The 24,737-nt window shown below is 44.9% G+C and carries 22 protein-coding genes; 15 read left to right on the forward strand and 7 right to left on the reverse strand.

Translation table 11 applies throughout. The features are described 5' to 3' along the window. The first annotated feature begins 35 nt into the window (after positions 1 to 35). The 3 genes from AC4MRV_RS07855 (at position 36) to AC4MRV_RS07865 (ending at position 3,365) form a co-directional block, all read left to right on the forward strand. On the forward strand, positions 36 to 980 hold the full coding sequence (locus tag AC4MRV_RS07855) for an ABC transporter permease (protein WP_491186878.1): 945 nt from the start codon (positions 36 to 38) through the stop codon (positions 978 to 980). Continuing rightward, on the forward strand, positions 977 to 1,771 hold the full coding sequence (locus AC4MRV_RS07860; RefSeq protein ID WP_491186879.1) for an ABC transporter ATP-binding protein: 795 nt from the start codon (positions 977 to 979) through the stop codon (positions 1,769 to 1,771). Before AC4MRV_RS07855 ends, AC4MRV_RS07860 begins: the two co-directional genes overlap by 4 nt. 133 nt (positions 1,772 to 1,904) lie before the next feature. Next, positions 1,905 to 3,365, forward strand: a complete 1,461-nt coding sequence (locus AC4MRV_RS07865) for a sensor domain-containing diguanylate cyclase (protein ID WP_491186880.1) — start codon at positions 1,905 to 1,907, stop codon at positions 3,363 to 3,365. Here AC4MRV_RS07865 and dusC read toward each other — a convergent pair. Continuing rightward, positions 3,362 to 4,315, reverse strand: coding sequence for a tRNA dihydrouridine(16) synthase DusC (gene dusC / locus AC4MRV_RS07870; RefSeq protein WP_491186881.1), 954 nt, complete (start codon positions 4,313 to 4,315; stop codon positions 3,362 to 3,364). The genes AC4MRV_RS07865 and dusC overlap by 4 nt on opposite strands. A gap of 81 nt (positions 4,316 to 4,396) precedes the next feature. Further along, positions 4,397 to 4,936, reverse strand: coding sequence for a prepilin-type N-terminal cleavage/methylation domain-containing protein (locus AC4MRV_RS07875; protein WP_491186882.1), 540 nt, complete (start codon positions 4,934 to 4,936; stop codon positions 4,397 to 4,399). A gap of 284 nt (positions 4,937 to 5,220) precedes the next feature. On the opposite strand from AC4MRV_RS07875, the gene AC4MRV_RS07880 reads away from it, so the two are divergent. The 4 genes from AC4MRV_RS07880 to serS all read left to right on the forward strand — a co-directional run bounded on the left by AC4MRV_RS07880 (position 5,221) and on the right by serS (position 9,408). Continuing rightward, entirely contained in the window at positions 5,221 to 5,835 is a 615-nt protein-coding gene (locus AC4MRV_RS07880; RefSeq protein ID WP_491186883.1) for an SEC-C metal-binding domain-containing protein, read from the forward strand. Positions 5,836 to 5,919: 84 nt separating this feature from the next. Beyond that, positions 5,920 to 6,516, forward strand: a complete 597-nt coding sequence (gene lolA / locus AC4MRV_RS07885; RefSeq protein WP_491186884.1) for an outer membrane lipoprotein periplasmic chaperone LolA — start codon at positions 5,920 to 5,922, stop codon at positions 6,514 to 6,516. 2 nt (positions 6,517 to 6,518) lie between these two features. Further along, positions 6,519 to 7,865 (forward strand): replication-associated recombination protein A, encoded by a 1,347-nt coding sequence (locus tag AC4MRV_RS07890; RefSeq protein ID WP_491186885.1) that lies wholly within the window; start codon positions 6,519 to 6,521, stop codon positions 7,863 to 7,865. 235 nt (positions 7,866 to 8,100) lie between these two features. Beyond that, the gene (gene serS, locus AC4MRV_RS07895; RefSeq protein WP_491186886.1) at positions 8,101 to 9,408 is read left to right on the forward strand and encodes a serine--tRNA ligase; all 1,308 of its coding nucleotides are present in this window, start codon (positions 8,101 to 8,103) and stop codon (positions 9,406 to 9,408) included. A gap of 60 nt (positions 9,409 to 9,468) precedes the next feature. Here serS and AC4MRV_RS07900 read toward each other — a convergent pair whose 3' ends face one another. From AC4MRV_RS07900 to sppA, 4 genes are all read right to left on the reverse strand, one after another. Next, the gene (locus tag AC4MRV_RS07900) at positions 9,469 to 9,906 is read right to left on the reverse strand and encodes a hypothetical protein (protein ID WP_491186887.1); all 438 of its coding nucleotides are present in this window, start codon (positions 9,904 to 9,906) and stop codon (positions 9,469 to 9,471) included. An 11-nt stretch (positions 9,907 to 9,917) separates the two neighbouring features. Continuing rightward, the gene (locus AC4MRV_RS07905; protein WP_491186957.1) at positions 9,918 to 11,585 is read right to left on the reverse strand and encodes an LruC domain-containing protein; all 1,668 of its coding nucleotides are present in this window, start codon (positions 11,583 to 11,585) and stop codon (positions 9,918 to 9,920) included. 232 nt (positions 11,586 to 11,817) lie between these two features. Further along, positions 11,818 to 12,834 (reverse strand): asparaginase, encoded by a 1,017-nt coding sequence (ansA, locus tag AC4MRV_RS07910; protein ID WP_491186888.1) that lies wholly within the window; start codon positions 12,832 to 12,834, stop codon positions 11,818 to 11,820. Between the two features lie 157 nt (positions 12,835 to 12,991). Continuing rightward, complete coding sequence (gene sppA / locus AC4MRV_RS07915) at positions 12,992 to 14,842, reverse strand: signal peptide peptidase SppA (protein ID WP_491186889.1); 1,851 nt, start codon at positions 14,840 to 14,842, stop codon at positions 12,992 to 12,994. Between the two features lie 197 nt (positions 14,843 to 15,039). On the opposite strand from sppA, the gene AC4MRV_RS07920 reads away from it, so the two are divergent. Then, positions 15,040 to 17,052: an FAD-dependent oxidoreductase gene (locus tag AC4MRV_RS07920; RefSeq protein WP_491186890.1), complete on the forward strand. Its 2,013-nt coding sequence runs from the start codon at positions 15,040 to 15,042 to the stop codon at positions 17,050 to 17,052. Between the two features lie 53 nt (positions 17,053 to 17,105). Here AC4MRV_RS07920 and purU read toward each other — a convergent pair whose 3' ends face one another. Then, complete coding sequence (gene purU / locus AC4MRV_RS07925) at positions 17,106 to 17,939, reverse strand: formyltetrahydrofolate deformylase (RefSeq protein WP_491186891.1); 834 nt, start codon at positions 17,937 to 17,939, stop codon at positions 17,106 to 17,108. A 253-nt stretch (positions 17,940 to 18,192) separates the two neighbouring features. Here purU and AC4MRV_RS07930 point away from each other — a divergent pair, with 253 nt between their 5' ends. From AC4MRV_RS07930 to fadD, 7 genes are all read left to right on the forward strand, one after another. Further along, positions 18,193 to 18,393, forward strand: coding sequence for a hypothetical protein (locus tag AC4MRV_RS07930; RefSeq protein ID WP_491186892.1), 201 nt, complete (start codon positions 18,193 to 18,195; stop codon positions 18,391 to 18,393). Positions 18,394 to 18,502: 109 nt separating this feature from the next. Continuing rightward, positions 18,503 to 20,431: a DNA repair helicase YoaA gene (gene yoaA / locus AC4MRV_RS07935; protein ID WP_491186893.1), complete on the forward strand. Its 1,929-nt coding sequence runs from the start codon at positions 18,503 to 18,505 to the stop codon at positions 20,429 to 20,431. Positions 20,432 to 20,443: 12 nt separating this feature from the next. Next, positions 20,444 to 21,145 carry a tRNA (adenosine(37)-N6)-threonylcarbamoyltransferase complex dimerization subunit type 1 TsaB gene (gene tsaB / locus AC4MRV_RS07940; RefSeq protein WP_491186894.1) on the forward strand — a complete coding sequence of 234 codons (702 nt, stop codon included), beginning with the start codon at positions 20,444 to 20,446 and terminating at the stop codon, positions 21,143 to 21,145. 37 nt (positions 21,146 to 21,182) lie between these two features. Beyond that, the gene (locus AC4MRV_RS07945; protein ID WP_491186895.1) at positions 21,183 to 21,485 is read left to right on the forward strand and encodes a chromosome partitioning protein ParA; all 303 of its coding nucleotides are present in this window, start codon (positions 21,183 to 21,185) and stop codon (positions 21,483 to 21,485) included. Positions 21,486 to 21,506: 21 nt separating this feature from the next. Further along, on the forward strand, positions 21,507 to 22,061 hold the full coding sequence (locus AC4MRV_RS07950; RefSeq protein WP_491186896.1) for a Slp family lipoprotein: 555 nt from the start codon (positions 21,507 to 21,509) through the stop codon (positions 22,059 to 22,061). Beyond that, positions 22,058 to 22,915, forward strand: a complete 858-nt coding sequence (locus tag AC4MRV_RS07955; RefSeq protein ID WP_491186897.1) for an alpha/beta fold hydrolase — start codon at positions 22,058 to 22,060, stop codon at positions 22,913 to 22,915. The genes AC4MRV_RS07950 and AC4MRV_RS07955 overlap by 4 nt, the downstream gene beginning before the upstream one ends. A gap of 111 nt (positions 22,916 to 23,026) precedes the next feature. Next, positions 23,027 to 24,721, forward strand: a complete 1,695-nt coding sequence (fadD, locus tag AC4MRV_RS07960; RefSeq protein WP_491186898.1) for a long-chain-fatty-acid--CoA ligase FadD — start codon at positions 23,027 to 23,029, stop codon at positions 24,719 to 24,721. Positions 24,722 to 24,737 lie beyond the last annotated feature (16 nt).

Consider the following 24,737-nt stretch of genomic DNA (forward strand, 5'->3'; position numbering starts at 1 on the left):
CACTCTCTTGTCATTAAGCAGAAAAGGGAGTTTGTATGTCTGCTTTTGCTTTTTTTGGGGCGTTAGAAATAGGGCTACTCTATGGATTGGTGGCTCTTGGTGTTTACTTAACGTTCCGTGTTCTAGATTTTCCTGATCTAAGTGTTGATGGCAGCTTTCCAATGGGGGCAGCGGTCGCTGCTACGGCGATCGTTTCAGGTATCAACCCTTGGATTGCTACTGGCATGGCGATCATAGCCGGGGCCGCGACAGGTTGGGTGACCGCATTTTTGGCGGTGCGCTGTGGGATTCTCCACTTGCTTGCCTCTATTCTTACCATGATCGCTGCCTTCTCAATCAATATTCGTATTATGGGCCGCCCGAATGTCGCGTTGCTTGGCGAGGAAACTATTCTAACGCCGTTTGAAGCAATGGGAGATGCAATGTGGATTCGGCCTTTAGTCGTTGGTGTGTTGGTTCTAATCTCGGCTTGGTTTGTTGTTCGCCTACTCAATAGTGATTTTGGTTTGGGGCTTCGCGCTACCGGGGTTAATGCGCGGATGGTTTCGGCTCAAGGCGCGAGTACTGCGTTTTATACTTACTTTTGTCTTGCTTTATCGAACGGCTTTGTTGGCTTTTCTGGGGCGTTGTTTGCTCAAACTAATAGCTTCGCTGATGTCACGTCAGGTGTCGGTACCATCGTTGTTGGCCTAGCCGCCGTTATTTTGGGGCAAACCCTTATTCCGGGTAAGAAAATATGGGTTGCAGTGGTAGCGGTTATTTTAGGTTCCGTGCTTTATCGTTTGGCTGTTGCGTTTGCGTTGAGCTCAGGCATGTTTGGTTTGCAGGCATCAGATCTTAACCTTGTTACTGCGATTCTTGTCGCGATTGCTCTCATAGCCCCAAAGTTAAAAGGAAACTTAAAGGTAAAAAAGGCTAATTCGTCTGCTGCTGGAGGGCAGGCGGAGAAGCAGGGTAGTAAATCAGGAGAAGTAGCATGATCCATCTAGATAATATTCAAGTTACCTTTAATCCTGGCACTATATTGGAAAACAAAGCGCTACGCGGAGTTTCGTTAGATGTTCCAGAGCATCAATTTTTGACGGTGATTGGTTCCAATGGCGCAGGTAAGTCGACGTTACTCGGTGCGGTAACTGGAGAGACACCAATGGTTGGTGGTCGGGTAGTAATCGATGATCTCGACGTGACTAAACAAAGTGTAGATCAGCGAGCTCAGCAATGTGCCCGTGTATTCCAAGACCCATTAGCAGGAACTTGTGGTGACCTAACGATAGAAGAAAACATGGCTCTTGCTTATATGCGTGGTAAGAAAAGAGGCTGGAGCTTGTCACTGTCGAATAAGCGTAGGCAGTTATTTCAAGAGCGAATCAGTATTTTGGGTTTAGGCTTGGAAGACCGCTTAGGCGATAGCATTGGACTGCTCTCTGGTGGTCAACGTCAGGCGGTTAGCTTGGTCATGGCGACACTATCAGACAGTAAGCTACTGTTGCTTGATGAGCACACAGCGGCGCTTGACCCTAGGATGGCTGCATTCATTATCGACTTGACCAAAAAAATCGTACAAGAGTTTAACTTGACGGTCATGATGGTGACTCACTCGATGAAAGATGCGCTAGCTTGTGGCGATCGTACAGTAATGTTACATCAAGGTGAGATAGTCCTAGATGTCGAGGGTGAGCAGAGAGCAAATATGCAGGTTGCCGACCTTTTGGAAATGTTTACCAAGGTTCGTGGAGAAGAGTTAGCCGACGATAGTTTGTTGTTAAATTAGGACTTTATTGACAATTCGATGGCAGATTTTGATACAAATCTGTGACACAATCTGAATTAAAATATTAGTTTGGCCTATCGACTGTATGACAGTATAGATAGGCTTTTTCATTTCTACTTATCTGAGGCGGTCAATGCAGGTTAAGCGGCATTTTAGTTTAAAGTTTGTTTTTCTAATGCCCTTGGTTTTGTCTGCGGTTGTATTTGCTTTGACGCTTAAGAATTACTATGACTCTGTTAATCGAGACATTAGTGACGAGTACAGCCGAATTCAGAATGCCTTATCGCGAGCTGCGAAAGTCATCACTGCTATTGACTATAGTTTTACCAATTACTCTAAATCGCAATACATTTTTCTGCTTGAGCACAACAGACAGCTGAAGAATGGAGTGTGCCAGATGTGGCCGATAGACGCATTACTGCTCGCTGATGGCCGCAGTCATGATATGCCAGCGGTCGACATAAACTATATGTTGGTTGGGAACCCAGAGTTGTGTGATCCTAACAGTGACATTTACCAACGAGTATCTGGTCAAGTCTCACTGGCTCCCGTCCTTTCATTTATGCACGATATTGATAATTCGTTACTTGGTGTTCACTACATCGATCGTGAAGGATATATCATGTCTTCTCCTGATACGTATGCCAAGACCATAACCTCAGAATTACTAGATACGATTAAAGCTCGCCCATTTTGGCAACAAACGGCGCAAAATCCTGACGCAATTACCATCACTGGCCCCGCTCCTGTCGCGGCAACGAGTGAGCTCGTGATGAGTTTAACGATGCCGGTGTATGCCGCTGGAGAGCATCAAGGAATGCTTTCTTTAGATATCGCTTATGATGAGCTATTAAATACGCACGGCAAACTAGCGGGTATGATTGGCATTATTGACTCATCTCTGCTGTCGTTACCTGACACGGCAATGCGAATTACTCCAATTGAACTTGAAGGCGTCCTTGGTTCACATGATTTGTACTATATTTTTGACTTGCCTAAAGAGATCGGCAATTTTTTCTATTTCGAACGCTACAGCCTTTTGGTTGTAGGTTTTGTCTATTTCTTTTCAGTCATCGTTCTATCTTTAATTAATACGCGTGTTGAACATGGTTATTTCAAAGAGCTAGCCGCAAAAGATCCTATGACTGGGCTCTTAAATCGCCGTGGGTTACAAGCATTCTTAGCCAACGCTTTACACGGTAAGTATGTGGCCATTGCTGTGTTTGATATTGATGATTTCAAGTCTATCAATGATACGTTTGGCCACGATGTTGGTGATATCGTGATTTCTTATATGGCTGACCAGATTATTTATAGTATTCGCTCAAGCGATGCAGCGGCGCGCTTTGGTGGTGAAGAGTTTGTTATATATATGAGTGGTACGAATCCAGCATCTTTAGAAAAATCATTACTACGCGTCCAACAGGCGATAAGGGATCGTTCTCAAGAAGTTATAGCATCAGGATTTACGATTTCTGGAGGAGTGGAAATCGTCGATGGGGAGAAAGCCAGCAACTTTGATGAGTTGTTCAAAGCTGCTGACGAAAAGCTCTATCAAGCCAAAACATCAGGCAAGGATAAGCTAGTATTCTAAGCGGCGTTAAGTGTGTCTCGGTAGCGAGTAATATGTTCGACAATTGGAGCCGCTTTATTAAAGGTACGAATTTCTCTGAACAACTCTGCAGCTTGAGGATACTGCTGGCGTAAGTAGGAGAACCACTGTTTCACACGGTTAGGGTAGTAAAGCCCCTTATCACCTTTCATTTCATACTGTGAGTAAATCAAAAGTAGCTCTACGACTTCTGACCAAGGCATTACCTTATGGTTGTGTTTCACCACGTTACCTAGGTTAGGGACGTTAAATGCACCGCGACATACCATCAACGAATCTACACCTGTTGTTTCCATACAGGCTTGGCCGTCTTCATGGTTCCAGATTTCCCCATTAGCTATCAAAGGAATCGAAAATCGTTGGCGAATTTGACCGATGTATTCCCATTTTATTTCACTTGCTTTGTAGCCACCGCTTTTAGTACGAGCATGCACGGTTAGCTCATTTGCTCCAGCCGTTTCAATGGCATCAACAATTTCAAAGCAATCGTCAGGGTTATCCCACCCTAAACGAATTTTTGCAGTTACTGGAATGTGATTAGGTACCGCTTCTCTACAGGATCTAACCACTTTGTGAATTAGCTCAGGGTGCTGTAACAGAGCTGCGCCACCTTTACTCTTGTTAACCAATTTAGCTGGGCAACCAAAGTTTAGGTCAATGCCTTTTGCACCAAGGTCTGCGGCTTTGATAGCGTTTTCAGCCATCCAGATTGGGTCTTGGCCGAGTAACTGAACATGTACTGGTACGCCTGATTTAGTTTGGGAACCTTGTAATAGTTCAGGACAAAGGCGATGGAAGACATGATCTGGCAGTAGTTGATCGACGACTCGAACAAACTCAGTTACGCACAAATCATAGTCATTGATGTCGGTTAAGATCTCTCGCATCAAATGATCTAACACGCCCTCCATAGGGCCTAGAACTAATCGCATAAAAAACGCCTCTGTTTATGGAGGCGTGATTTTAGTGGCAAGTGATATAAAAGTCACTGCTTTGCTCAGAACTGGGCACGCTTATTTGGGAAGCGGTCGATCATGGCTGACTTGAAATGTTCCATCTAGGGGTTGGTACTCCAATGCCCAAACATTTGTGGTGTAGTCATTAATGTTTGATTTGTAATAGTAATAGCAGGCGCCATTTGCTCTATACCAACTCACAACATCGGCGTCAGCGTTGTTGATTAAAATAGGGTCACTGTGCACTTCGACACTTAGGTCGGTTTGTAGCAAGTTCTCCCACAACTCTGGGCAATCGGGCTTACTGGGATTAAAGCTATTGACGTTTCTCGGGTAGCCACTCGTTGATGGAAAAATATTACCGTCACCATAACCAGTCACCGCAGCTGAACTCGGTTCATTTTCAACTAACCATACAGAATGATACATCTGAGACGCATTGATAAAAGCCGCAAACGCAGCTTGGGCACGATTGTCATGGGCATCTTGCTGGACATTGAGAAAGCGCGGTAAAGCAACAACACTAACAATGGCAAGTATCACTATCACAATGACCAGCTCGATCAATGTGAAGCCCTTGAACTGATATCTTTTCATAATTGACCTCACTGTATAGGTACAGCGATTAGCGGACGATGAAGGGGAGAAGTGTGCGCCTAAAAAAGCAATTTTCCAAGAGCTTTTGATTATTGATTGAGTGGTATTAAATCGATGAATGAAAGAAGAAGGCTAGTTACTAACTCCTTATAACTAGCCGCGACCATACTCGTCAAACATCACAAGAAGAAGGTTCCCGAGCCAGGGAGGAAGTCTCGAAGTGACCTATAGCCTTGCATGGGGTTATAATGCGTGTGTTATCAGTTAAACACTAGAAGTGAATGATGAAGTATCAATTACTGACACTGTCAGACTCATTAAGTATCGAATCCTCGTTTTTCCTTGAAGGCTTGGTGCTTGCAGCAAATTTTGCAACCAAACCTCTCGCTCCTGAAAGCTGGCTAGAAACGGTCTTTTCAGACAATGCGCCACAAGTTAGAAAGCCTATTGAAGAGCATATTACTCAGCAATATACATACTTAAAGGCGAACGAATACTCTTTATTGGCTCTACTTGATGAGGCGTTAAAGGAAGAACAGCTCGCCGATCTTGCTGAAGGCTTTATGACGCTTTGGCCGACCATCGAAGAGCAGTGGCAAGACGTGCCGGTCGGAGATGGTACACTTCGTATGCTTCAGGCACTACTCACTTCTTTTATGTTGGCGATTGATGAAGTGCAAACTCAAGCGCAAATGCGTGAGGCAGGGATTGAAACACCACCAGCGTTACATGACTTTATCGAGCAACTTGATTTAATGATTCTTGAAGTCGCTCAAGCGGCTGATGAAGCCATGGTAGGCGCCAAATCACAAAGTGTGAACCCATATAAACAAGTGGGACGTAACGATCTTTGCTTGTGTGGCAGTGGCAAAAAGTTTAAGCAATGCTGCGGAAAATAGAACAAAGTTAACTTTCTTCGGTCAAATCTAGTCTCGAACAAAGCTATAAAGATAGTCATTGCGACTCTATAGGAATAAAAATTAATGAAAAAATTAGCCGCATTACTGTTTATGAGTTTTTCTGTACTGGCTGCGCCAAAAGAAGAGCTTAATCAACGCCTCCAGCAAACGGAGGGGTTTAGTGCCGACTTCATTCAGCAAGTCACCAGTCCTGAAGGTGACGTTGTTATGGAAGGTGAGGGTACTGTGGAGATTTCTCGCCCAAGTCTATTCCGTTGGACGACGACATTGCCTGATGAAAATGTGCTGGTTTCAGATGGTAAAAGCCTATGGTATTACAGCCCATTCATTGAGCAAGTAAGTATTTATTGGCAAGAACAAGCGACTGAGCAAACGCCGTTTGTTTTATTGACTCGTAATCGCGCTAGTGATTGGGATAACTATAAAGTCTCTCAGCAAGGCGATGTTTTCACACTGGTTCCAACGGCGATAGACTCAAACCAAGGTCAGTTTAAATTAGAGATAGATGAAAAAGGCGCGGTGAAAGGTTTCAGTGTGATCGAGCAAGATGGTCAGCAAAGCGCATTCAAGTTCGCTAACATTGATTTGAACAAACCTAACGCTGAGCGTTTTACCTTTACCATTCCACAAGGTGTCGAGGTAGATGACCAAAGGAATTAGAAGTGAGTAATCTCTCGTTTGATTTTTCTGGGGACGAAGATTTTCGTCCCCTTGCTGCTAGAATGCGTCCAGAAACGCTCGACCAATATATCGGTCAGCAGCATATTTTGGGTGCAGGAAAGCCCCTGCGTCGCGCGTTGGAAGCGGGTCATATCCACTCCATGATTTTGTGGGGACCGCCGGGTACAGGTAAGACAACGCTTGCTGAAGTGGCGGCAAATTATGCCAATGCCGAAGTGGAGCGAGTCTCAGCGGTCACTTCCGGTGTGAAAGAAATCCGCGCGGCCATTGAAAGAGCGCGTGAGAACAAACTGGCTGGAAGACGCACAATCTTGTTCGTTGACGAGGTGCATCGCTTCAATAAGTCGCAACAAGATGCATTTTTGCCGCACATTGAAGATGGCACGGTGACCTTCATCGGTGCCACAACGGAAAACCCATCATTTGAGCTTAACAACGCATTATTGTCACGTGCACGTGTCTACAAGCTAACCTCGCTTTCTCAGCAAGATATTGGATTAGCTTTGCAGCAAGCGATCAATGATGAACAACGTGGTTTGGGCAAAGTCGAAGCATCTTTTGACGAAGGGGTTCTAGATAGACTTTCGGAGTTAGTGAACGGTGACGCGCGGATGTCGCTTAACTACCTTGAGCTACTCTACGATATGGCTGAAGACGATTCTCAAGGTGTTAAGGTCATTACCCTGCCATTACTTGCTGAGGTTGCCGGTGAAAAAGTCTCGCGTTTCGACAATAAAGGCGATATTTGGTATGACCTTATCTCTGCCGTTCATAAATCGATTCGCGGTTCTAACCCTGATGCAGCGCTGTATTGGTCGGCGCGAATGATTGCGGCAGGTTGTGATCCTTTGTATATCGCTAGACGCTTATTGGCTATTGCGTCGGAAGACGTAGGCAATGCCGATCCACGAGCTATGCAAGTCGCATTGTCCGCATGGGATTGCTTTACTCGCGTTGGCCCAGCGGAAGGTGAACGAGCGATAGCACAAGCGATTGTTTATTTAGCTTGTGCGCCAAAGAGTAATGCGGTGTACACGGCTTGGAAACAAGCACTTCGAGATGCACACAACCTACCAGAGTACGAAGTGCCTGTGCATTTACGTAATGCGCCAACGTCCTTAATGAAAGATCTTGGCTACGGAGAAGAGTATCGCTATGCCCATGATGAGCCTGGAGCGTATGCCGCAGGCGAGAGATACTTACCACCAGAAATGGCAGATACTCGCTATTACCAGCCAACTAACCGAGGCTTAGAAACCAAAATTGGTGAAAAGTTAGATTACTTGGCTAGTTTAGACGCAAAAAGCCCACAAAAGCGCTATGAATAAGCGAGCATTTTAGATACATTTATCCAATTATCCCTTCATACTTGAAGCCGCAGCTTTGTTAACTGCACCAATTCCCCGGAACGACGGCCGCCCTAATCACATAGAGCACCTATGTTCATAGGGATGAATTGGTTTGTTTCCTCGCTGCAACTCCAATTATTTGGGGAACTATTTATTAGCGCTTGAGCACGATGCTTAAGCGCGATTTCACAACTAAAAAAGCATAGGATTAACAATGCTGGATTCTAAATTACTTCGTACAGAGCTGGATGAAACAGCTGCAAAACTAGCGCGTCGTGGCTTTAAGCTAGACGTAGAAACAATCCGTACACTTGAAGAGCAACGTAAGTCGATTCAAGTAGAAGTTGAAAATTTACAATCCACGCGTAACTCCATCTCTAAGCAAATCGGCCAAAAAATGGCAGCTGGTGACAAAGAAGGCGCTGAAGAGATCAAGAAGCAAATCGGTACTCTAGGTAGCGATCTTGATGCTAAAAAAGTTGAACTTGATGCAGTAATGGCACAACTTGAAGAGATCACGCTATCTGTTCCGAACCTACCAGCTGACGATGTGCCAGATGGTAAAGATGAAGATGACAACGTAGAGATTTCTCGTTGGGGTGAGCCAAAAACTTACGACTTCGAGCTAAAAGATCACGTTGATCTTGGTGAAATGGGTGGCGGTCTTGATTTCGCAAGCGCGACTAAAATCACTGGCGCACGTTTCATTGTGATGAAAGGTCAATTTGCTCGTCTACACCGTGCAATTGCTCAGTTCATGCTAGACCTTCACACTGAAGAGCACGGCTACTCAGAAATGTACGTACCGTACCTAGTGAACTCAGACAGCCTATTTGGTACTGGTCAGCTACCTAAATTTGGTAAAGACCTGTTCCATACTGAACCACTAGAAGAGAAAGTGAACGACGAAGAGCCACGTAAACTGTCTCTGATCCCAACGGCAGAAGTACCGGTAACGAACATGGTTCGTGACACGATTTCTGACGAAGCTGATCTACCGCTTAAGATGACAGCTCATACGCCATGTTTCCGTTCTGAAGCGGGTTCTTACGGCCGTGATACTCGTGGTTTAATCCGTATGCACCAATTCGACAAAGTGGAGCTAGTTCAGATCACTCGTCCAGAAGACTCAATGGATGCGCTAGAAGAGTTAACTGGTCACGCTGAGAAAGTTCTACAGCTACTAGAACTACCTTACCGTAAAGTTGTTCTATGTACTGGTGACATGGGCTTCGGTGCTCGTAAGACTTACGACCTAGAAGTATGGGTTCCTGCACAAGAGACTTACCGTGAAATCTCATCTTGTTCAAACATGTGGGACTTCCAGGCACGTCGTATGCGAGCTCGTTTCCGTCGTAAAGGCGAGAAGAAGCCTGAGCTAGTACACACGCTAAATGGTTCCGGTCTAGCGGTTGGCCGTACTATGGTTGCAATCCTTGAGAACAACCAAGAAGCGGATGGTCGTATCGCCATTCCAGCAGTACTACAGAAGTACATGGCTGGCGCAACGCACATCGGCTAATCGAATTGGTCGAAACATGAATTAGAGAAAAGGCGGCTCACTGAGTCGCCTTTTTTGTGCCTAGAACTGCAACAAATACTGGGATTGATCAGGTGATAGCTTTAACCGAAATGTTTTTTCTTCTCCATTTCCCATTGGGGTCCACTGTAAGTAGAGCGCTACCCAGTTGCGGTTAACGATCAAATCTGTACTGGGTGATGCTTGAGGATAAATACTGGTTAAGTGGGATGTCGGATTTGCTATGAGGCGGCCGTCATCGAGTTCAGCGTCCAACTGGGTGTAGATATGAATGACGCCTTTGTCACTTCCAGATTGGATAAGATCTAACGAGATCTTATGTTCCAGCTGAAATAAAAAGTCTCTCTCAGCAACAATATTTTCAGTGTCTACCGTTTGAGTGGTCGCTGAGCTAGGAGAGGAGTTACTCCCGCCACCACCTCCGCCGCAGGCTGCTAATGTGAAGAGTGCAAAAATCGATAGAGTTCGTTGAGTATTCATTTTCGCATCTCCTATTGGTTTGAGAAAATTTTGCCGGCTTTAGGGTTTTGATACCAAGTTGTACCTGATTCGCCGCTGCTGGTAACCCAAGTAGGAAAATCAGTATATGCATGAGAAATATCAACACGCTCAAGAGGGTGAGTCCACTCTGTTGAAAAGTTAAGAGCCCAAGGCATTTGGTTGTTTGTAAGGAAATAGAAGCTACCGTAACTGTTATCGTCCTCGAGGCCGAACAAGCTGTTATTCATATTTTCAGTGCCTGAGTGTGTCTTAAGGTGGGTTTGCCACGAAATTCCTGGGGGAGTGGGTAAAAAGCTACCGTGGTAATGGTTTGTACTAGCAAAAATGAACGGGTCGTACGGAGCGTCCCCTAGGGTATTTTTCGGTACAGGGTTAGTAAACGTGACATCAAGTTGATAAGCAAGTGCTTCATCTGCTTGGTCTGTACAGGAAGATTGTGTTCGATAGAAATTACAGGCCTCTGTTAAGACGCCATTGTTTGTTAATGTCTCTCTAAGATCGGGCTCAATAACTAATACTGCTTCACTTTCTGACAATTGCGTGACTTGATAAGTGACGGCTTCACCATTACGCGTTAATGAGACGCTCTCTAGGTTGGTGCGATCCACTCCGGGAAGGTGTAATGCGAAGCCGTTATGATAGCCAGCGCCCATTGCTTTAAGGTAGTAGCTTGCACTAAATCCTTTGACTTCCCTTTGGCTGTTTAGCGTTTCAGTGATTCGATACTTCCAAACCACATCGTTGAAGTCGTAGTCGCCAAGTAAAGGCCAGCGATCTTCAAATGCCAACGTTGCATAAGAATCAGAAGAGGGATAAACAGACGTAGTTGTTACATCACTTTCACTGTTTTGCACTAAAATCTCATACTTTGAATCGGTGGTGCCATCTGTATTAACGCCATCGACGGCGGTAAATGGGGTCACCTCTACCGTAAATAGCAAATCATTAAAGTCATTATCCCCATTCGGGCGGTAAATATCCTCAAACGCCAATACAAGGAAGTCATTAACTGTGTCTAAGAACGCGACATTATGTCTTCGATTCAGCGCCGTTGATTCTGGATTTAGGGCTGGGTAGCTATAAAAAGGGGTATTCCAGTTCCCGAGGCTGGCGATGTTATTGTAACTGCCGCTGTAACCCCAGCCATTAGGAATAATAAAGAAGGCTAAAGTTTGGCCTGCTGTAAGCTGGATATCTAGGTCTAACGTATCCCCCTCAGACATCTCACCGTCGGGTGCTTTAGAAGTATTAGGAAAGATGATTATATGGCTGTCTATGAGATCTTTATCTGTAGGAGGTGAGTTTGTTTCGTAGACGAAATAGCCCAAACTATTGCGGTAGCCAGCCCCTTCATTAAGAAAGGTGACCTTAGCGGTTGCATGAGGCGCACCTTGTAATTCGTCATCAATATCAATGCTGGAGTATTTGCCAGTTGAGATGAACTGTGGGTTCACCTCTTGTCCTTCAGGTAACAAGCTATAGACGTTGTTTAGGGTATCGGTTGGCATCTGCTGCGCTCTTGAATAGACATCAATCGCTTTGCCCTTAAAGCTGTATTGGCTAGGATCGCTGCCTGACTCGAATTGCATATCAGAAGTTGTCAGTGCTTGGCTCTGAAAATGAATACCTGTCAGCGTCAGCACTGTTGCTAGTCGCAATAAATTGTTATTCATCATGCTTCTCCTCTTAGACTATAAGCGAAAAAGCAAAATGCATTCCATCTTAAACTTCTTTTATTATCAATTGTTTATGTTGACTCTTTCGGGTTTGACCACTTTGAGAAGAAAAATGAAATGCGAATTGAGAGAAAGTGATAGATGTTATTTTCATGGGCTTAAATACAAAAAAACTCCACCTTATAAGTGGAGTTTTTTAGGGGGCGATTTAGCTTTAAATACTCATTTCACCACGCAGAACTTGCTGCATTTTCACCTTCACTTGTTCGTATGATAGATCTTGGCTCAGGAGGTAGTGAAGTTTTGCTAGCGCGGCTTCTGGGGTCATATCGTAACCGCTGATCACTCCTGCTTCGGCAAGTGCACAGCCAGTCGCATAACCGCCCATATTTACTTTACCAGCAAGACATTGAGTTAGGTTAACCACAATAACACCACGTTCAGAGGCTTCTTTTAGATGACCTAATAGTTCAGGGTTTTGAGGCGCATTACCAACGCCAAAAGTCAGTAAGATCATCGCGTTTACAGGTTGCAGTAATGTATTACGAATGACTTCATGCGATATGCCTGGGTACATTGTGATTACGCCAATAGGCTGTGGCGTAATATCATGTACTTTGAATTCTCCTTCTGGAGCATCGCCGACTTTCACATCGTTGCTGATTTGAATATTGATCCCCGCTTCCAATAGTGGAGGCAGGTTCGGCGAAGTAAATGCGTTAAAACCGTCAGCGTGTGATTTTGTACTACGGTTGCCGCGCATCAACTTGTTATTAAAAAACAAGGTCACTTCGTTGATTGGGTAATTGGCTGCAATATGCAGAGCATTGAGTAAGTTTGCTTGACCATCAGAGCGCAGCTCTGCGAGTGGGATTTGCGAGCCTGTTACAATGACTGGCTTACCTAGGTTTTCCAGCATAAATGATAAAGCTGAGGCGGTGTAAGCCATCGTGTCTGTACCGTGCAAGATGACAAAACCATCATATTTGTCATAGTTAGCGCGGATATCGTCTGCAATTTGCTGCCAGTCTTTCGGCGTCATGTCTGAAGAGTCAATGAGCGGCTCGTATTCATGGATGGTGAATTCAGGCATCTCAGGACGGTGGAACTCAGGCATACTTGCGAGTTGTTTTTCCATGAAGCCAGCGACAGGAACATAGCCGTGATCATGCGACTTCTGCATACCAATGGTGCCGCCTGTATAAGCGATATAGATATGTTTTCTTGCCATTGTTTAGAAACCAGTGATTGTAGGGGGAACAGAGCGGGGGATTATAGCTTAATCGAGGCCAATAAAAAGGGGCATCCCCCACAGGAACACCCCTTAATTATAGCTTGATAAGATAATGTACTGTTAAGTATCTACCTTGCAGTCAATATCTGATTATTTATTGCACCAAGCAGTTTAAACAGAACGCATAGTGACCTTTCGGGTCATTAAAGCTCTGAAGCATATCTGCGTCTGCAGCCAGTTGTTTTACAACAGGTTGAAGTGCTGGTGGTACATAGGCTGAGATATCAATACCGGCCGACACTTTAACTTGGTTCATAAGGTCTTGAATGAACTGTTGCGCTGGGCTGAGTGGTTCTTCTACCCAATACGTGTTGTAGCTTTCGAGGTTTGCTAGGTCAGCTGCGAGTTTAATTGCGTCATCGAAGTCACCGATATTATCGACTAAACCAAATTTCAATGCGTCTTGACCTGTCCATACACGGCCTTGAGCGATGTTGTCGAGTTGAGTCAATGAAATATCACGATTGTCACTTACTAGTTGAGTAAATCGCTTGTAGCCATGCTCAATACCTAACTGAAATGCTTCTGCTGCGCCTTCAGAAAGTCCCGTTGTGATACCGACATCAGAGAATGGCGATGTCCCCACACCATCGGTATAAACACCGAGCTCATTCAGTCCCTTCTCAAACGTAGTAATAACGCTGAAAATACCGATCGAGCCAGTTAAGGTTGTAGGCTGTGCAACAATGCGGTCGGCGCTCATCGATATCCAGTAACCACCAGATGCAGCTAAGCTCGACATCGATGCAACAACTGGTTTGCCCGCTTCTTTTAATGCCTCGATTTCGTTACGAATAACCTCGGAAGCAAAAGCGCTACCTCCCGGACTATCAACGCGTAGAACGACGGCTTTGACTTTATCATCATTGCGCGCTTGGCGAAGTAATGAAGCAACGGTGTCACCTCCGACAGTGCCACGTGGCTGAGTGCCATCCATAATTGCACCGCTGGCCACAACGATGGCGATATCATCTGAGCTGTCGTTGAATTTAGGGGTCATTGTCGGCAGGTAGTCGTAGTAACTTATGTGGTTATAGCTGTCTTCACCGTTACTGCCAAAAGCTTCGATTAGCTCCGCGCGCATTTGCTGACGAGTCGCTAATTGATCGACTAAACCAATGTTTTTGGAGAGTGCCGCTAGGTCACCATCATTTTTCTTCAGCAAGGCCAAGAATTGGTCCATGTTGAGATTGAGTGCTTCTGGCGAAATCTGGCGGTTAGCAGCGATGTCATCGATGAATGCTCCCCACAATTGGCTTAACCAACGCGATGCGGACTCTTTTGCTTCATCAGACATGTCATCACGTACAAATGGCTCAATTGCAGATTTGTAGGTACCAACACGGAAAACATGAGTGTTAACGTTCAGCTTCTCAAGCAATGTTTTATAGTAGAGTGAGTATGAGCTGTAACCTTTAAGCAGTACTGCACCATCGGGAGCCAAATAAACTTTATCCGCATAGCTCGCTAGGTAGTATTGGCTTTGATTGTAAAAGTCACCCACAGCATAAATCGGTTTTCCAGAAGCTTTAAACTCATTCAGTGCTTTGGCCACATATCTCAGTTTAGTGAGGTTTGTTTCAGGCAAGTCTCCAAGAGCTAGCACCAACCCACTGATTTTCTCATCGTCTTTCGCATGTCGAAGCGTTTCGACGATATCGAACAGGACATTTTCTTTCGGTAGATCTTGGCCGATTAATGAACCTGTAAATGAATCCATTGGGTTCACGTAATTCGGCTGCTCCACGATTGGGCCTGACAAATTGAGGATAAGTGCGGACTCTGTTGGTACCGTCGGCGCTTCGCTCTCTGCATGGAAGTAGACAAAATAGATAATGGCCACAGTGGCGATGAAAAACAGATTGGTAAGCGCTAAACGGACAAAGGTGATCAGTTTCCAAATCCCTTTGAAGAATAGACCGATAAACTTAAATAGTTTCTTCATTTAATCTCCGCTGCATCGATGCAGGTTAAGGTTTATCTGCTATGAGACCTTATAATTTTAGATAAGTTACATCCTACTGAAACTAGTTTACCCAAACAACCGTAAGATTGATCGGTGTTACAAAAATGTAAACACTTGTTTGATTTGTATTGCGATGATGTTTATTCTGGTCAGACCAGAATAATTAAACGGAAGTGATGTCTGCTATGTACCCAAATCTACTACAGCCGTTAGACCTAGGATTCACCCAAATCAAAAACCGAGTCTTGATGGGCTCAATGCATACTGGACTTGAAGAACATAAAGAAGGTCTAGGTAAACTCGCGGCTTTCTATGCCGAGCGTGCGAAAGGTGGGGTAGGTTTAATTGTGACAGGCGGGTTTTCTCCTAACCTGCGTGGGCGATTACATCCATTTAGTGCGGAGTTCAGCAAGCCAAAGCACGCTAAAGCACACAAAGTCGTTACCGAAGCCGTCCATGAACATGGTGGGAAGATTGCTCTTCAATTGCTGCATGCTGGTCGCTATGCGATGCATCCTTTCTCACAAAGTGCTTCGTCGATTAAAGCTCCGATTGCGAAGTTTGCTCCTAGTGAGATGAGCCCTCGTCAAATTAAAAAAACCATTGATGCGTTTGCCAACAGCGCATCTCTTGCTCAGCTTGCAGGCTACGATGGTGTCGAAGTGATGGGCTCTGAAGGTTATTTGATTAACCAATTCATCTGTAAACGTACCAACATGCGTTATGACGAGTGGGGTGGCAGCTATGAAAATCGCATGCGCTTTCCGTTAGAGGTGGTTAAATCAATCCGCAAAGCTGTCGGTGATGAATTTATAATTATCTTCCGTCTATCGATGCTCGATTTGGTCGAAGAGGGAAGTACGTTTGATGAAGTAGTGACGCTCGCTAAAGAGCTCGAAAAAGCGGGTGTGACGATCATCAATACCGGTATTGGCTGGCATGAAGCCCGTATTCCAACCATTGCGACTCAAGTTCCTCGTGGAGCATTTACTTGGGTAACGGAAAAAGTACGCCCTCACGTGAGTGTGCCAATCGTGACGTGTAACCGAATAAACACACCGGAAGAAGCAGAAAGAATTTTATCAAGCGGTCATGCAGACATGGTCTCGATGGCGCGTCCTTTCTTGGCCGATCCTCACTTCGTCATTAAGGCAGAAAACAATCAATCACAGTTGATTAATACCTGTATCGGTTGTAACCAAGCGTGTTTGGACAATGTGTTCAAAGGTAAACGAGCTAGCTGCTTAGTGAATCCACTCGCCTGCCGTGAAGATGAACTTGTCATTACTCCGACCGATAAGCCAAAGAATATTGCCGTTGTGGGCGCAGGACCTGCTGGCTTGTCGTGTGCGACAACTCTTGCTAAACGCGGGCATCAAGTGGATCTGTTTGAACGTAATGATCGCATTGGAGGTCAATTCCGTCTTGCAATGCAGATTCCAGGTAAAGAAGAATTCCGAGAAACTATCCGTTACTTTGCCAACCAAATTGATGAAACGGGTGTGAAACTTCACCTAGAAACAGAAGCCAATTTTGATCTACTCAATGAATATGATGAAGTGATCATGGCCTCGGGTGTTGAGCCACGTAAAGTGAAGATTGACGGAATTGATAACCCTGAGAAAGTGGTCGACTATCAAACCTTGATTCGTGATAAGACTTTTGTAGGTAATAAAGTGGCCATTGTTGGAGCTGGTGGTATTGGGGTTGATGTTGCCACAATGCTGACAGAGCCAAATGGTCATAATCTAGATGACTGGTTGCACGAGTGGGGGATTGATAAAGACATTGCCCATCCAGGAGGTTTGTACCCTTATCCTGATTCACTGAGTGATAAAGAAGTTTGGGTTCTGCAGCGACGCCAAGGGCGCGTTGGTAAGGGGCCAGGTAAGACCACAGGGTGGATTCACAAGCGTACTCTAGAAAAACGTGGTGTGAATCTATTGGGTGGAGTGAGCTACGAGAAAATCGATGATAAAGGCCTTCACATCAATGCGAATGGTGAATCCAAATTACTGGAAGCCGATAAGGTTATTATTTGTGCTGGTCAAGAGTCAGTGCGGCCATTTGAAGATAAGTGGCACTTACTCGGTGACAAGCTGCATATTATTGGTGGCGCGGATTACGCGGGCGAACTCGACGCAGTGCGGGCTATTCGCCAAGGTGTCGAACTGGCGGTGAAGTTATAATCGGTAAGTACAATAAAGACCTCCATTCGGAGGTCTTTTTTTAACGCTCAGTATTACAAAATGACGGTTTTGTTGCCGTAGACGAACACGTGATCGTTGAGCACTTTGTTTAGTGCTTTACTGAGTACGTTCTTTTCAACGTCTCGCCCTGCTTGCGCCATGTCTTGAGCACTAAAGTTATGATCAACAGGGATGACATCTTGCTTGATGATTGGGCCTTCATCTAGGTCATTAGTCACAAAGTGGGCCGTTGCGCCGATGATCTTCACCCCACGCTCATAAGCTTGCTGGTATGGTTTTGCCCCAATAAAAGCGGGTAGGAAGCTGTGGTGGATATTGATGATTTTATGGTGATACTTTTCAACAAATGAAGGCGTCAGGACACGCATATATTTTGCTAGTACTAAGTAATCTGCTTGGTATTGATCGATGACTTCGAGCATCTTCTGTTCGTGTTCTTCACGATTCAAACCTTCGTGCGAAACATGATGATAAGGTATATCAAATTTTTCCGTTAAGTTTTGTAACGTATCGTAGTTGCCTACAACAGCAGCGATTTCTACATCTAAGCTGCCATCGTAGTTTTTCATTAGAATGTCACCAATACAGTGCGCTTCTTTGGTCACGAGGATCACGATGCGCTTACGGTTAGAACCAATAAGTTTACGCTTGGCACCCTGTGGAAGTGCTTGGTCAAGATCAGCCAAGAAAGTTTCATCATTGAAATAGCCTTCTAGCTCCGTACGCATGAAGAAGTGGCCGCTAGTGTTATCAACGAACTCATTGTTGTGAACGATATTTAGTTGATGCTTGTAACAGATGTTGGTGATCTTTGAGATCAGGCCTGGGGCATCTGTACAGTGCGTAAGTAGTGTTTTCTTTTCCATTTAGTTGGTACTTCCGTGAATTATTTTTTTTGTATTCTGAAATTTATACAGGGCTTCGAACGGTGAAGTAACCCGCAATATAAAAGCTACAATTAAACTAATATCAAGATGGTTTCAACAAATAATCTGAGTAAATCGTTTGGCTTGCCTATAACGCGCGTATTGAAAGGAGAGTTCGTCATCGTATTGGTTCTAAAGGCTCAGGTTTGTGTTGAATGTTCTTTCCTCATTTGAGTGTCTTAAGGTGGTGTTTATGGATAAAGAGCTTCTAGCCCGTAAGTTATATTCTGAAAGAGTCAGCTCCTTAGTGGGTGATAAAGATCTTGATGAAGAGTTGTTAGAACAAATGTGGGAGAACAAAGCGTCACCAACAGAAGCAGCTAAAGCTATGCTGGAAGAACAAAACGAGTTTTCTGGACCTGCATGGTTATCACGATACCTCAATCGACGTTAGTCGTTTCATCCTGTTAATTTAGTGCGCGGATCCAATCGGATTCGCGCCTTGCTTTGAAAGCTGCCATAATCCTCTCCCCAACGATTTTTCCATACGAATAATTGAATCGATGATCGCAAAAACATTTTCTTCTGACGGTGCGCTTGGCAAAGCGATACCTGGCTTTCAGCCACGCCAAGCACAGCTTGATATGGCAGAAGCAGTATTCAACGCTATAAAAACTGATGGTCAATTGGTTGTAGAAGCGGGTACGGGTACAGGTAAAACATTTGCCTATCTTGTTCCGGCTCTACTTAGTGGGAAAAAAGTGATCATCAGTACAGGTTCGAAAAATCTACAAGAGCAGCTTTATCATCGCGATTTGCCTTTAATGGTGAGTGCACTGGGTTTTTATGGCCAGGTCGCCCTGCTAAAGGGCAGATCAAATTACCTCTGCTTGGACCGGTTGAGTCGTCAGATGGTTGAAAGCCATACCAATACCGCTGACCCGACATTGCTCAGCCAACTCGTCAAAGTGCGCTCTTGGGTAAGTGAAACAAAAACTGGTGACCTAGGTGATTGCGATGCCATCGCTGAAGATAGCCCAATTATTCCTTCAATAACATCAACTAACGACAACTGTTTAGGTAAAGATTGCCCAAGTTATCAAGATTGTTTTGTTCTCAAGGCACGAAAAAAGGCAATGGATGCTGATGTAGTCGTGGTTAACCATCATCTGTTCTTAGCCGATTTAGCAATCAAAGAGACAGGGTTTGGAGAGTTAATTCCTGAGGCTGATGTATTTGTGTTTGATGAAGCGCATCAGTTACCAGACATTGCAAGTCAATACTTCGGTCAGTCATTATCGAGTCGCCAAATCCAAGAATTATGTAAAGATATCGAAATTGGCTATCGCACCGAAGCTAAAGATATGCGCCAATTGCAAAAAGCTGGAGAGAAGCTTCTCCAAACTGCAATGGACTTACGCATCATTCTCGGAGAACCAGGGTTTCGCGGAAATTGGCGAGAAGCCATCCAATCTCCAAACATTGCTAGGGAAATGGAACGCCTTCGTGAAGCACTTGATTTTGTATTAGAGGTATTGAAGTTAGCATTAGGACGCAGCCAGTTACTCGATAGCGCTTTTGAGCGAGCGAATACACTTCAAGCGCGGCTTACTCGAGTCTGTGAAGTGTCAATTACCGGCTACTCTTACTGGTTTGACACCACACCGAGACACTTTAGTTTACACATAACACCGCTGTCCGTCGCTGATAAGTTTCATGAACAAATTGAAATCAAGCAGGGGGCGTGGATATTTACTTCAGCGACTCTCGCGGTCAATGATGATTTTGGGCATTTCACTTCTCGCTTAGGTCTAAAGCCAGAAAAGCAGTTCTCTCTTCCAAGTCCATTTGACTATCAAAGCCAAGCAAAGCTTTGTGTTCCAAGATATTTGCCAGAGCCGAACAGCCCAGGGCTTGCAGACAAGTTAGTTAGAATGCTTAGCCCCGTGATTGAGAAAAACCGCGGGCGATGCTTCTTTTTGTGTACTTCGCATAGCATGATGAGAGAACTCGGGGAGCGTTTTAGAGAGCAGCTTTCTGTTCCGGTATTAATGCAAGGCGAAACCAGCAAACAGAAAACATTGGCTGAGTTTATGGAGCTGGGCAACGCACTCTTAGTCGCAACAGGAGCTTTTTGGGAAGGGATTGATGTTAGAGGTGACACGCTCAGCTGTGTTATCATCGATAAATTACCGTTTACAGCCCCTGATGATCCATTGCTGAAAGCACGTATTGAAGATTGCCAACTAAAAGGTGGAGATCCTTTTGCCCAGGTTCAAATACCTGATGCAGTCATTACGTTGAAGCAGGGTGTCGGGAGACTTATTCGAGATAAGAGAGATAAAGGTGCACTGATCATATGCGATAATCGTCTCGTTACCAGAGACTATGGCGGTGTGTTTTTATCCAGTTTGCCACCTATCCCTAGAACTCGGGATTTGTCCTTGGTCGAACACTTTCTTGAACAGATTTCAGAAACAACCAACGAATAATTAGAGATTTCAATGAGCGCAAAGATTCTTGCCCTAGATACGGCTACAGAAAACTGTTCTGTAGCGCTTTTAGTTGATGACAAGGTGTATGTTAGAAGTGAAGTTGCACCAAGAGACCACACTAAAAAGATTCTGCCAATGGTGGATGAAGTATTAAAAGAAGCAGGTGTTGCGTTAGCAGACCTAGATGCTTTAGCGTTTGGACGTGGGCCGGGTAGCTTTACTGGTGTTCGTATTGGCATTGGTATTGCACAAGGTTTAGCATTCGGTGCAGATTTGCCAATGATTGGTGTATCGACACTCGAGGCTATGGCTCAAGGCTGTTACCGTAAGCACGGCTCAGAGCATGTAGCATGTGCAATTGATGCGCGAATGAGTGAAGTCTACTGGGGACGATTTACGCGTCAAGAAGATGGCTCTTGGTTATCTGTCGACGCTGAATGCGTTGTACCACCAGCGGTACTTGCTGAAAATAGCAGATCAGACGAACATATTTGGCATATGGCTGGTACGGGGTGGGAGGCTTATGCTGCTGAACTTGAATCGTTGCAACTTCAACGAGTCGAGAGTGAAGTCTTGTTCCCTGATGCTGAAGATATTGTTTATCTAGCTAAATTTGAGCTGGAAAATGGTAATACTGTTGATGCTGAAGCAGCAAGCCCGACTTACCTACGTGACACAGTTGCTTGGAAAAAACTTCCAGGACGTGAATAACGGTTGAGTCGCTGTTATTCAGCGATAGGCGAATAGTATGGTTTCGATTAATGGTTTACCTCCTTCACTGCCAGGCCCAAATAAGGCCAATAAGGCGAATAAAAAGAATGAGGTAAAAAAATCACAGCAGAAAGACCCCGTAGGCCAGCCGACTAAGGTTGCCAATGCGGTTGCGCATACTATTCGTCACGTCTCTGAATCCGAAGTACATAAAGCTCAGATTCAATATGATCTGCCTGAGGGCCGCAGCCGCAAAGCGATGGAAGAATATATGAATGTTATGCATCAATCGAAGCGAGATGAACTATCGCAAATGCTTGGTGTCGATATTTATATCTAACGTCAAAGGCTTTTATTTATTATGGCTTTTTCTTATCTGCGCTCTCTTATTATCTTCGGTTCAGCAATACTGTTAAGTGCTTGCAGCACGCTTCCTGATAATCTTAAATCTGAAGACCCGCTTCTGGTTACCAATTACGCGACTTGGCTTTCCGCGCAACAAAGTCAACCTCAGGTTCGCTTAGGTGGCGTCATTGCAAAAGTAACTAACCTAAAAGACAAAACGCGTGTAGAAGTTGTAAACCTGCCCATCAATTCCAATGGTAAGCCCGATATCAGCCAAGAGCCTCAAGGTCGTTTTATTGGGTATATTGATGGTTTTGTCGAGCCTGTCTCTTTTGCTGAAGGGCGTTTAATCACCCTGCTCGGGGAAGGGCGTGAAGGTGAGAAAGGAAGCGTCGGTGAGCACGAATATACTTACCCAGTGATGCAAGTTGAAGGTTTTCATCTTTGGCGAATAGAAGAGCGAGTTAGGACCCAAGAAGTGGATAGTTACCTTTATCCTTGCAGAAGTTTGTACTGCCGTGACATCCGCTACGGAACTCGTCAAGGTAAAGTCATTCAGGAAGTAAAATGAATGCAGTTGAACGGCGATATCAGATTGAAGATATCAATTTAGCTAGCCTTGAGTATGGTGAACCCAAAACGGCCGAACTATCGGTCGTTTTTTTGCATGGCTGGTTAGATAACGCAGCGAGTTTTAGCTCAGTGATGGAAGAACTTAATCAGCTTGAGCCAAACCTGCATCTTTGCGCAATCGATTTACCTGGACATGGTCATAGTAGCCATAAAAAAGGGTCGAATTTCTACCCATTTCATGACTATTTAGACGATGTTTACCAGCTTTTGGTTAACTTATCGCCAAACAGAGTCGTGTTGGTAGGGCATTCGCTTGGTGCTTTGATTGCAAGTTGCTATAGTGCCGCCTTTCCTGAACAGGTCAGTGGCTTAGTTCAAATAGAAGGGTATGGTCCTTTGGCTGAAAGTGAAAACAATACGCTCATTAGAATAAGAGAGGGTATTGCGAGTCGCCAACGGATCAGAAAAAAGCCGATGCGAGCATTAGCATCGCTGCAAGACGCGATAGAAAGACGTTCCAAAGTGAACGAAATAGCCCCTAGTTTGATTGCACCGGTGGTAAAGCGAGGAATCGAGCAGCAGGGGTCGCAATGGGTTTGGCGTCACGATGTGAAGCTGCAAAGCCAATCTCTTTATCGAATGTCGTTGGAACATGCGCAATTCATTCGCCAACACATCACTTGCCCGCAGCTGGTGGTGCTAGGCAATCAAGGATTTTCACATTTGCCTATCTTTCAACAAGATGCTAGCGAGATGATTCAATTTGAGATCATCGAAGGTGGGCATCATTGTCATCTGCAACTCCCTTCTAGAGTAGCTAACCTAATTTTTGGCTTAGTTAACAAAATTTAAACAAGTGTTTGAGTGTTTCGTGCTCAAGCGCTTTGCCTGTGCTGTAATAGCGGATGATAAAAACAACACAGTTTCATCGGCTTCAGCCAGATTATTTCGAGGAGTATTACCGTGGATAAACCTTGGCTATCACGTTATCCAAGCGATGTGCCAGAGCACATTAACCCAGATCAGTATCCATCTCTGGTTGAGATGTTTGAGCAATCGGTACAGAAGTACGCGGATCAACCAGCGTTTACCAATATGGGCTCGGTAATGACCTTCCGTAAGCTGGAAGAGCGCAGCCGTGCTTTTGCTGCTTATCTACAAAATGACTTAAAACTGCAAAAAGGCGACCGAGTAGCTCTGATGATGCCTAACTTGCTGCAATATCCTGTTGCCTTGTTTGGTGTGCTACGTGCAGGTCTAATTGCGGTTAACGTTAACCCACTTTATACCCCTCGTGAGTTAGAGCATCAACTGAACGACTCTGGTGCGAAAGCAATTGTGATTGTGTCTAACTTTGCTAATACGTTAGAGCAAATTGTTGACAACACACCAGTGAAGCATGTGGTACTGACTAGTCTTGGTCAGATGCTACCTCGCGCGAAGGGTACCATCGTAGACTTTGTCGTTAAATACGTGAAAGGAATGGTACCTAAGTACGACCTACCTGGTGCGATCTCGATGCGCAAAGCGCTACACAAAGGACGTCGCCTTCAGTATGTGAAACCATTTATGTCGGGTGATGATATTGCATTTTTGCAGTACACCGGTGGTACAACTGGCGTGGCAAAGGGTGCAATCCTAACCCATCGCAATATGATTGCTAACGTGATGCAAGCAAAAGGCGCGTATGGACCAGTTTTATCTGAAGGTCGTGAGCTCGTTGTAACAGCCCTGCCGCTATATCATGTCTTCGCACTGACAGTGAACTGTTTGCTGTTCATTGAGATGGGTGGTCAAAACCTACTAATCACTAACCCACGTGACATTCCGGGTTTTGTCAAAGAACTCCAGAAATACCCATTTACTGCAGTTACGGGTGTTAATACTTTGTTCAACGCCTTAGTGAATAACGAAGATTTCCATGAGCTTAACTTTAGTAACTTAAAGCTGGCTGTTGGTGGTGGCATGGCGGTTCAACGCGCAGTTGCGGACCAATGGAAGAAAACCACGGGTATTCACCTGCTTGAAGGGTATGGTTTGACTGAGTGTTCACCACTTGTAACGGGTAACCCTTATGATCTGACCGACTACACTGGTGCGATTGGTTTACCAGTACCATCTACAGAAGTACGTATCATCGACGATGAAGGTAATCCGTTACCAAATACCGAAGTGGGTGAGCTACAAGTTCGTGGACCTCAGGTTATGCAAGGTTACTGGCAGCGCCCTGAAGCGACCAAAGAAGTGATCAATGAAGATGGTTGGTTATCAACCGGCGATATCGTTAAGTTTGATGAAGAAGGCCTCATCCACATTGTTGACCGTAAGAAAGATATGATTCTAGTGTCTGGCTTCAACGTTTATCCAAACGAGATTGAAGATGTCGTTGCCCTTCACGGTAAAGTGCTTGAAGTCGCGGCGATAGGTCAACCGCATGAAGTGTCCGGTGAGCTAGTTAAGATCTATGTTGTGAAACGCGATCCAAGCTTAACGAAAGATGAGTTGATCGCTCATTGTCGTCAGCACCTAACCGGCTATAAGGTACCTAAACTGGTTGAGTTTAAGGATGACCTACCTAAAACCAACGTAGGTAAGATCCTTCGCCGTGTGCTGCGCGAAGAGAATGATGCGAACCTAGCCAAGGCTGAGCAAAGCTAATCAAGCAGAGCTAAGT

It is taken from the genome of Vibrio sp. (assembly GCF_984391705.1).

Bases quoted from the DNA above. Each gene is read 5' to 3' on its own strand.
- dusC (WP_491186881.1), bottom strand. From the start codon at position 4,315: ATGCGATTAGTTCTAGGCCCTATGGAGGGCGTGTTAGATCATTTGATG.
- tsaB (WP_491186894.1), top strand. From the start codon at position 20,444: ATGAGCGCAAAGATTCTTGCCCTAGATACGGCTACAGAAAACTGTTCT.
- AC4MRV_RS07955 (WP_491186897.1), top strand. From the start codon at position 22,058: ATGAATGCAGTTGAACGGCGATATCAGATTGAAGATATCAATTTAGCT.
- yoaA (WP_491186893.1), top strand. From the start codon at position 18,503: ATGATCGCAAAAACATTTTCTTCTGACGGTGCGCTTGGCAAAGCGATA.
- AC4MRV_RS07875 (WP_491186882.1), bottom strand. From the start codon at position 4,936: ATGAAAAGATATCAGTTCAAGGGCTTCACATTGATCGAGCTGGTCATT.
- AC4MRV_RS07945 (WP_491186895.1), top strand. From the start codon at position 21,183: ATGGTTTCGATTAATGGTTTACCTCCTTCACTGCCAGGCCCAAATAAG.
- serS (WP_491186886.1), top strand. From the start codon at position 8,101: ATGCTGGATTCTAAATTACTTCGTACAGAGCTGGATGAAACAGCTGCA.
- AC4MRV_RS07860 (WP_491186879.1), top strand. From the start codon at position 977: ATGATCCATCTAGATAATATTCAAGTTACCTTTAATCCTGGCACTATA.
- AC4MRV_RS07950 (WP_491186896.1), top strand. From the start codon at position 21,507: ATGGCTTTTTCTTATCTGCGCTCTCTTATTATCTTCGGTTCAGCAATA.
- AC4MRV_RS07855 (WP_491186878.1), top strand. From the start codon at position 36: ATGTCTGCTTTTGCTTTTTTTGGGGCGTTAGAAATAGGGCTACTCTAT.
- sppA (WP_491186889.1), bottom strand. From the start codon at position 14,842: ATGAAGAAACTATTTAAGTTTATCGGTCTATTCTTCAAAGGGATTTGG.
- AC4MRV_RS07865 (WP_491186880.1), top strand. From the start codon at position 1,905: ATGCAGGTTAAGCGGCATTTTAGTTTAAAGTTTGTTTTTCTAATGCCC.
- AC4MRV_RS07930 (WP_491186892.1), top strand. From the start codon at position 18,193: ATGGATAAAGAGCTTCTAGCCCGTAAGTTATATTCTGAAAGAGTCAGC.
- AC4MRV_RS07920 (WP_491186890.1), top strand. From the start codon at position 15,040: ATGTCTGCTATGTACCCAAATCTACTACAGCCGTTAGACCTAGGATTC.
- lolA (WP_491186884.1), top strand. From the start codon at position 5,920: ATGAAAAAATTAGCCGCATTACTGTTTATGAGTTTTTCTGTACTGGCT.
- ansA (WP_491186888.1), bottom strand. From the start codon at position 12,834: ATGGCAAGAAAACATATCTATATCGCTTATACAGGCGGCACCATTGGT.
- purU (WP_491186891.1), bottom strand. From the start codon at position 17,939: ATGGAAAAGAAAACACTACTTACGCACTGTACAGATGCCCCAGGCCTG.
- AC4MRV_RS07880 (WP_491186883.1), top strand. From the start codon at position 5,221: ATGAAGTATCAATTACTGACACTGTCAGACTCATTAAGTATCGAATCC.
- AC4MRV_RS07900 (WP_491186887.1), bottom strand. From the start codon at position 9,906: ATGAATACTCAACGAACTCTATCGATTTTTGCACTCTTCACATTAGCA.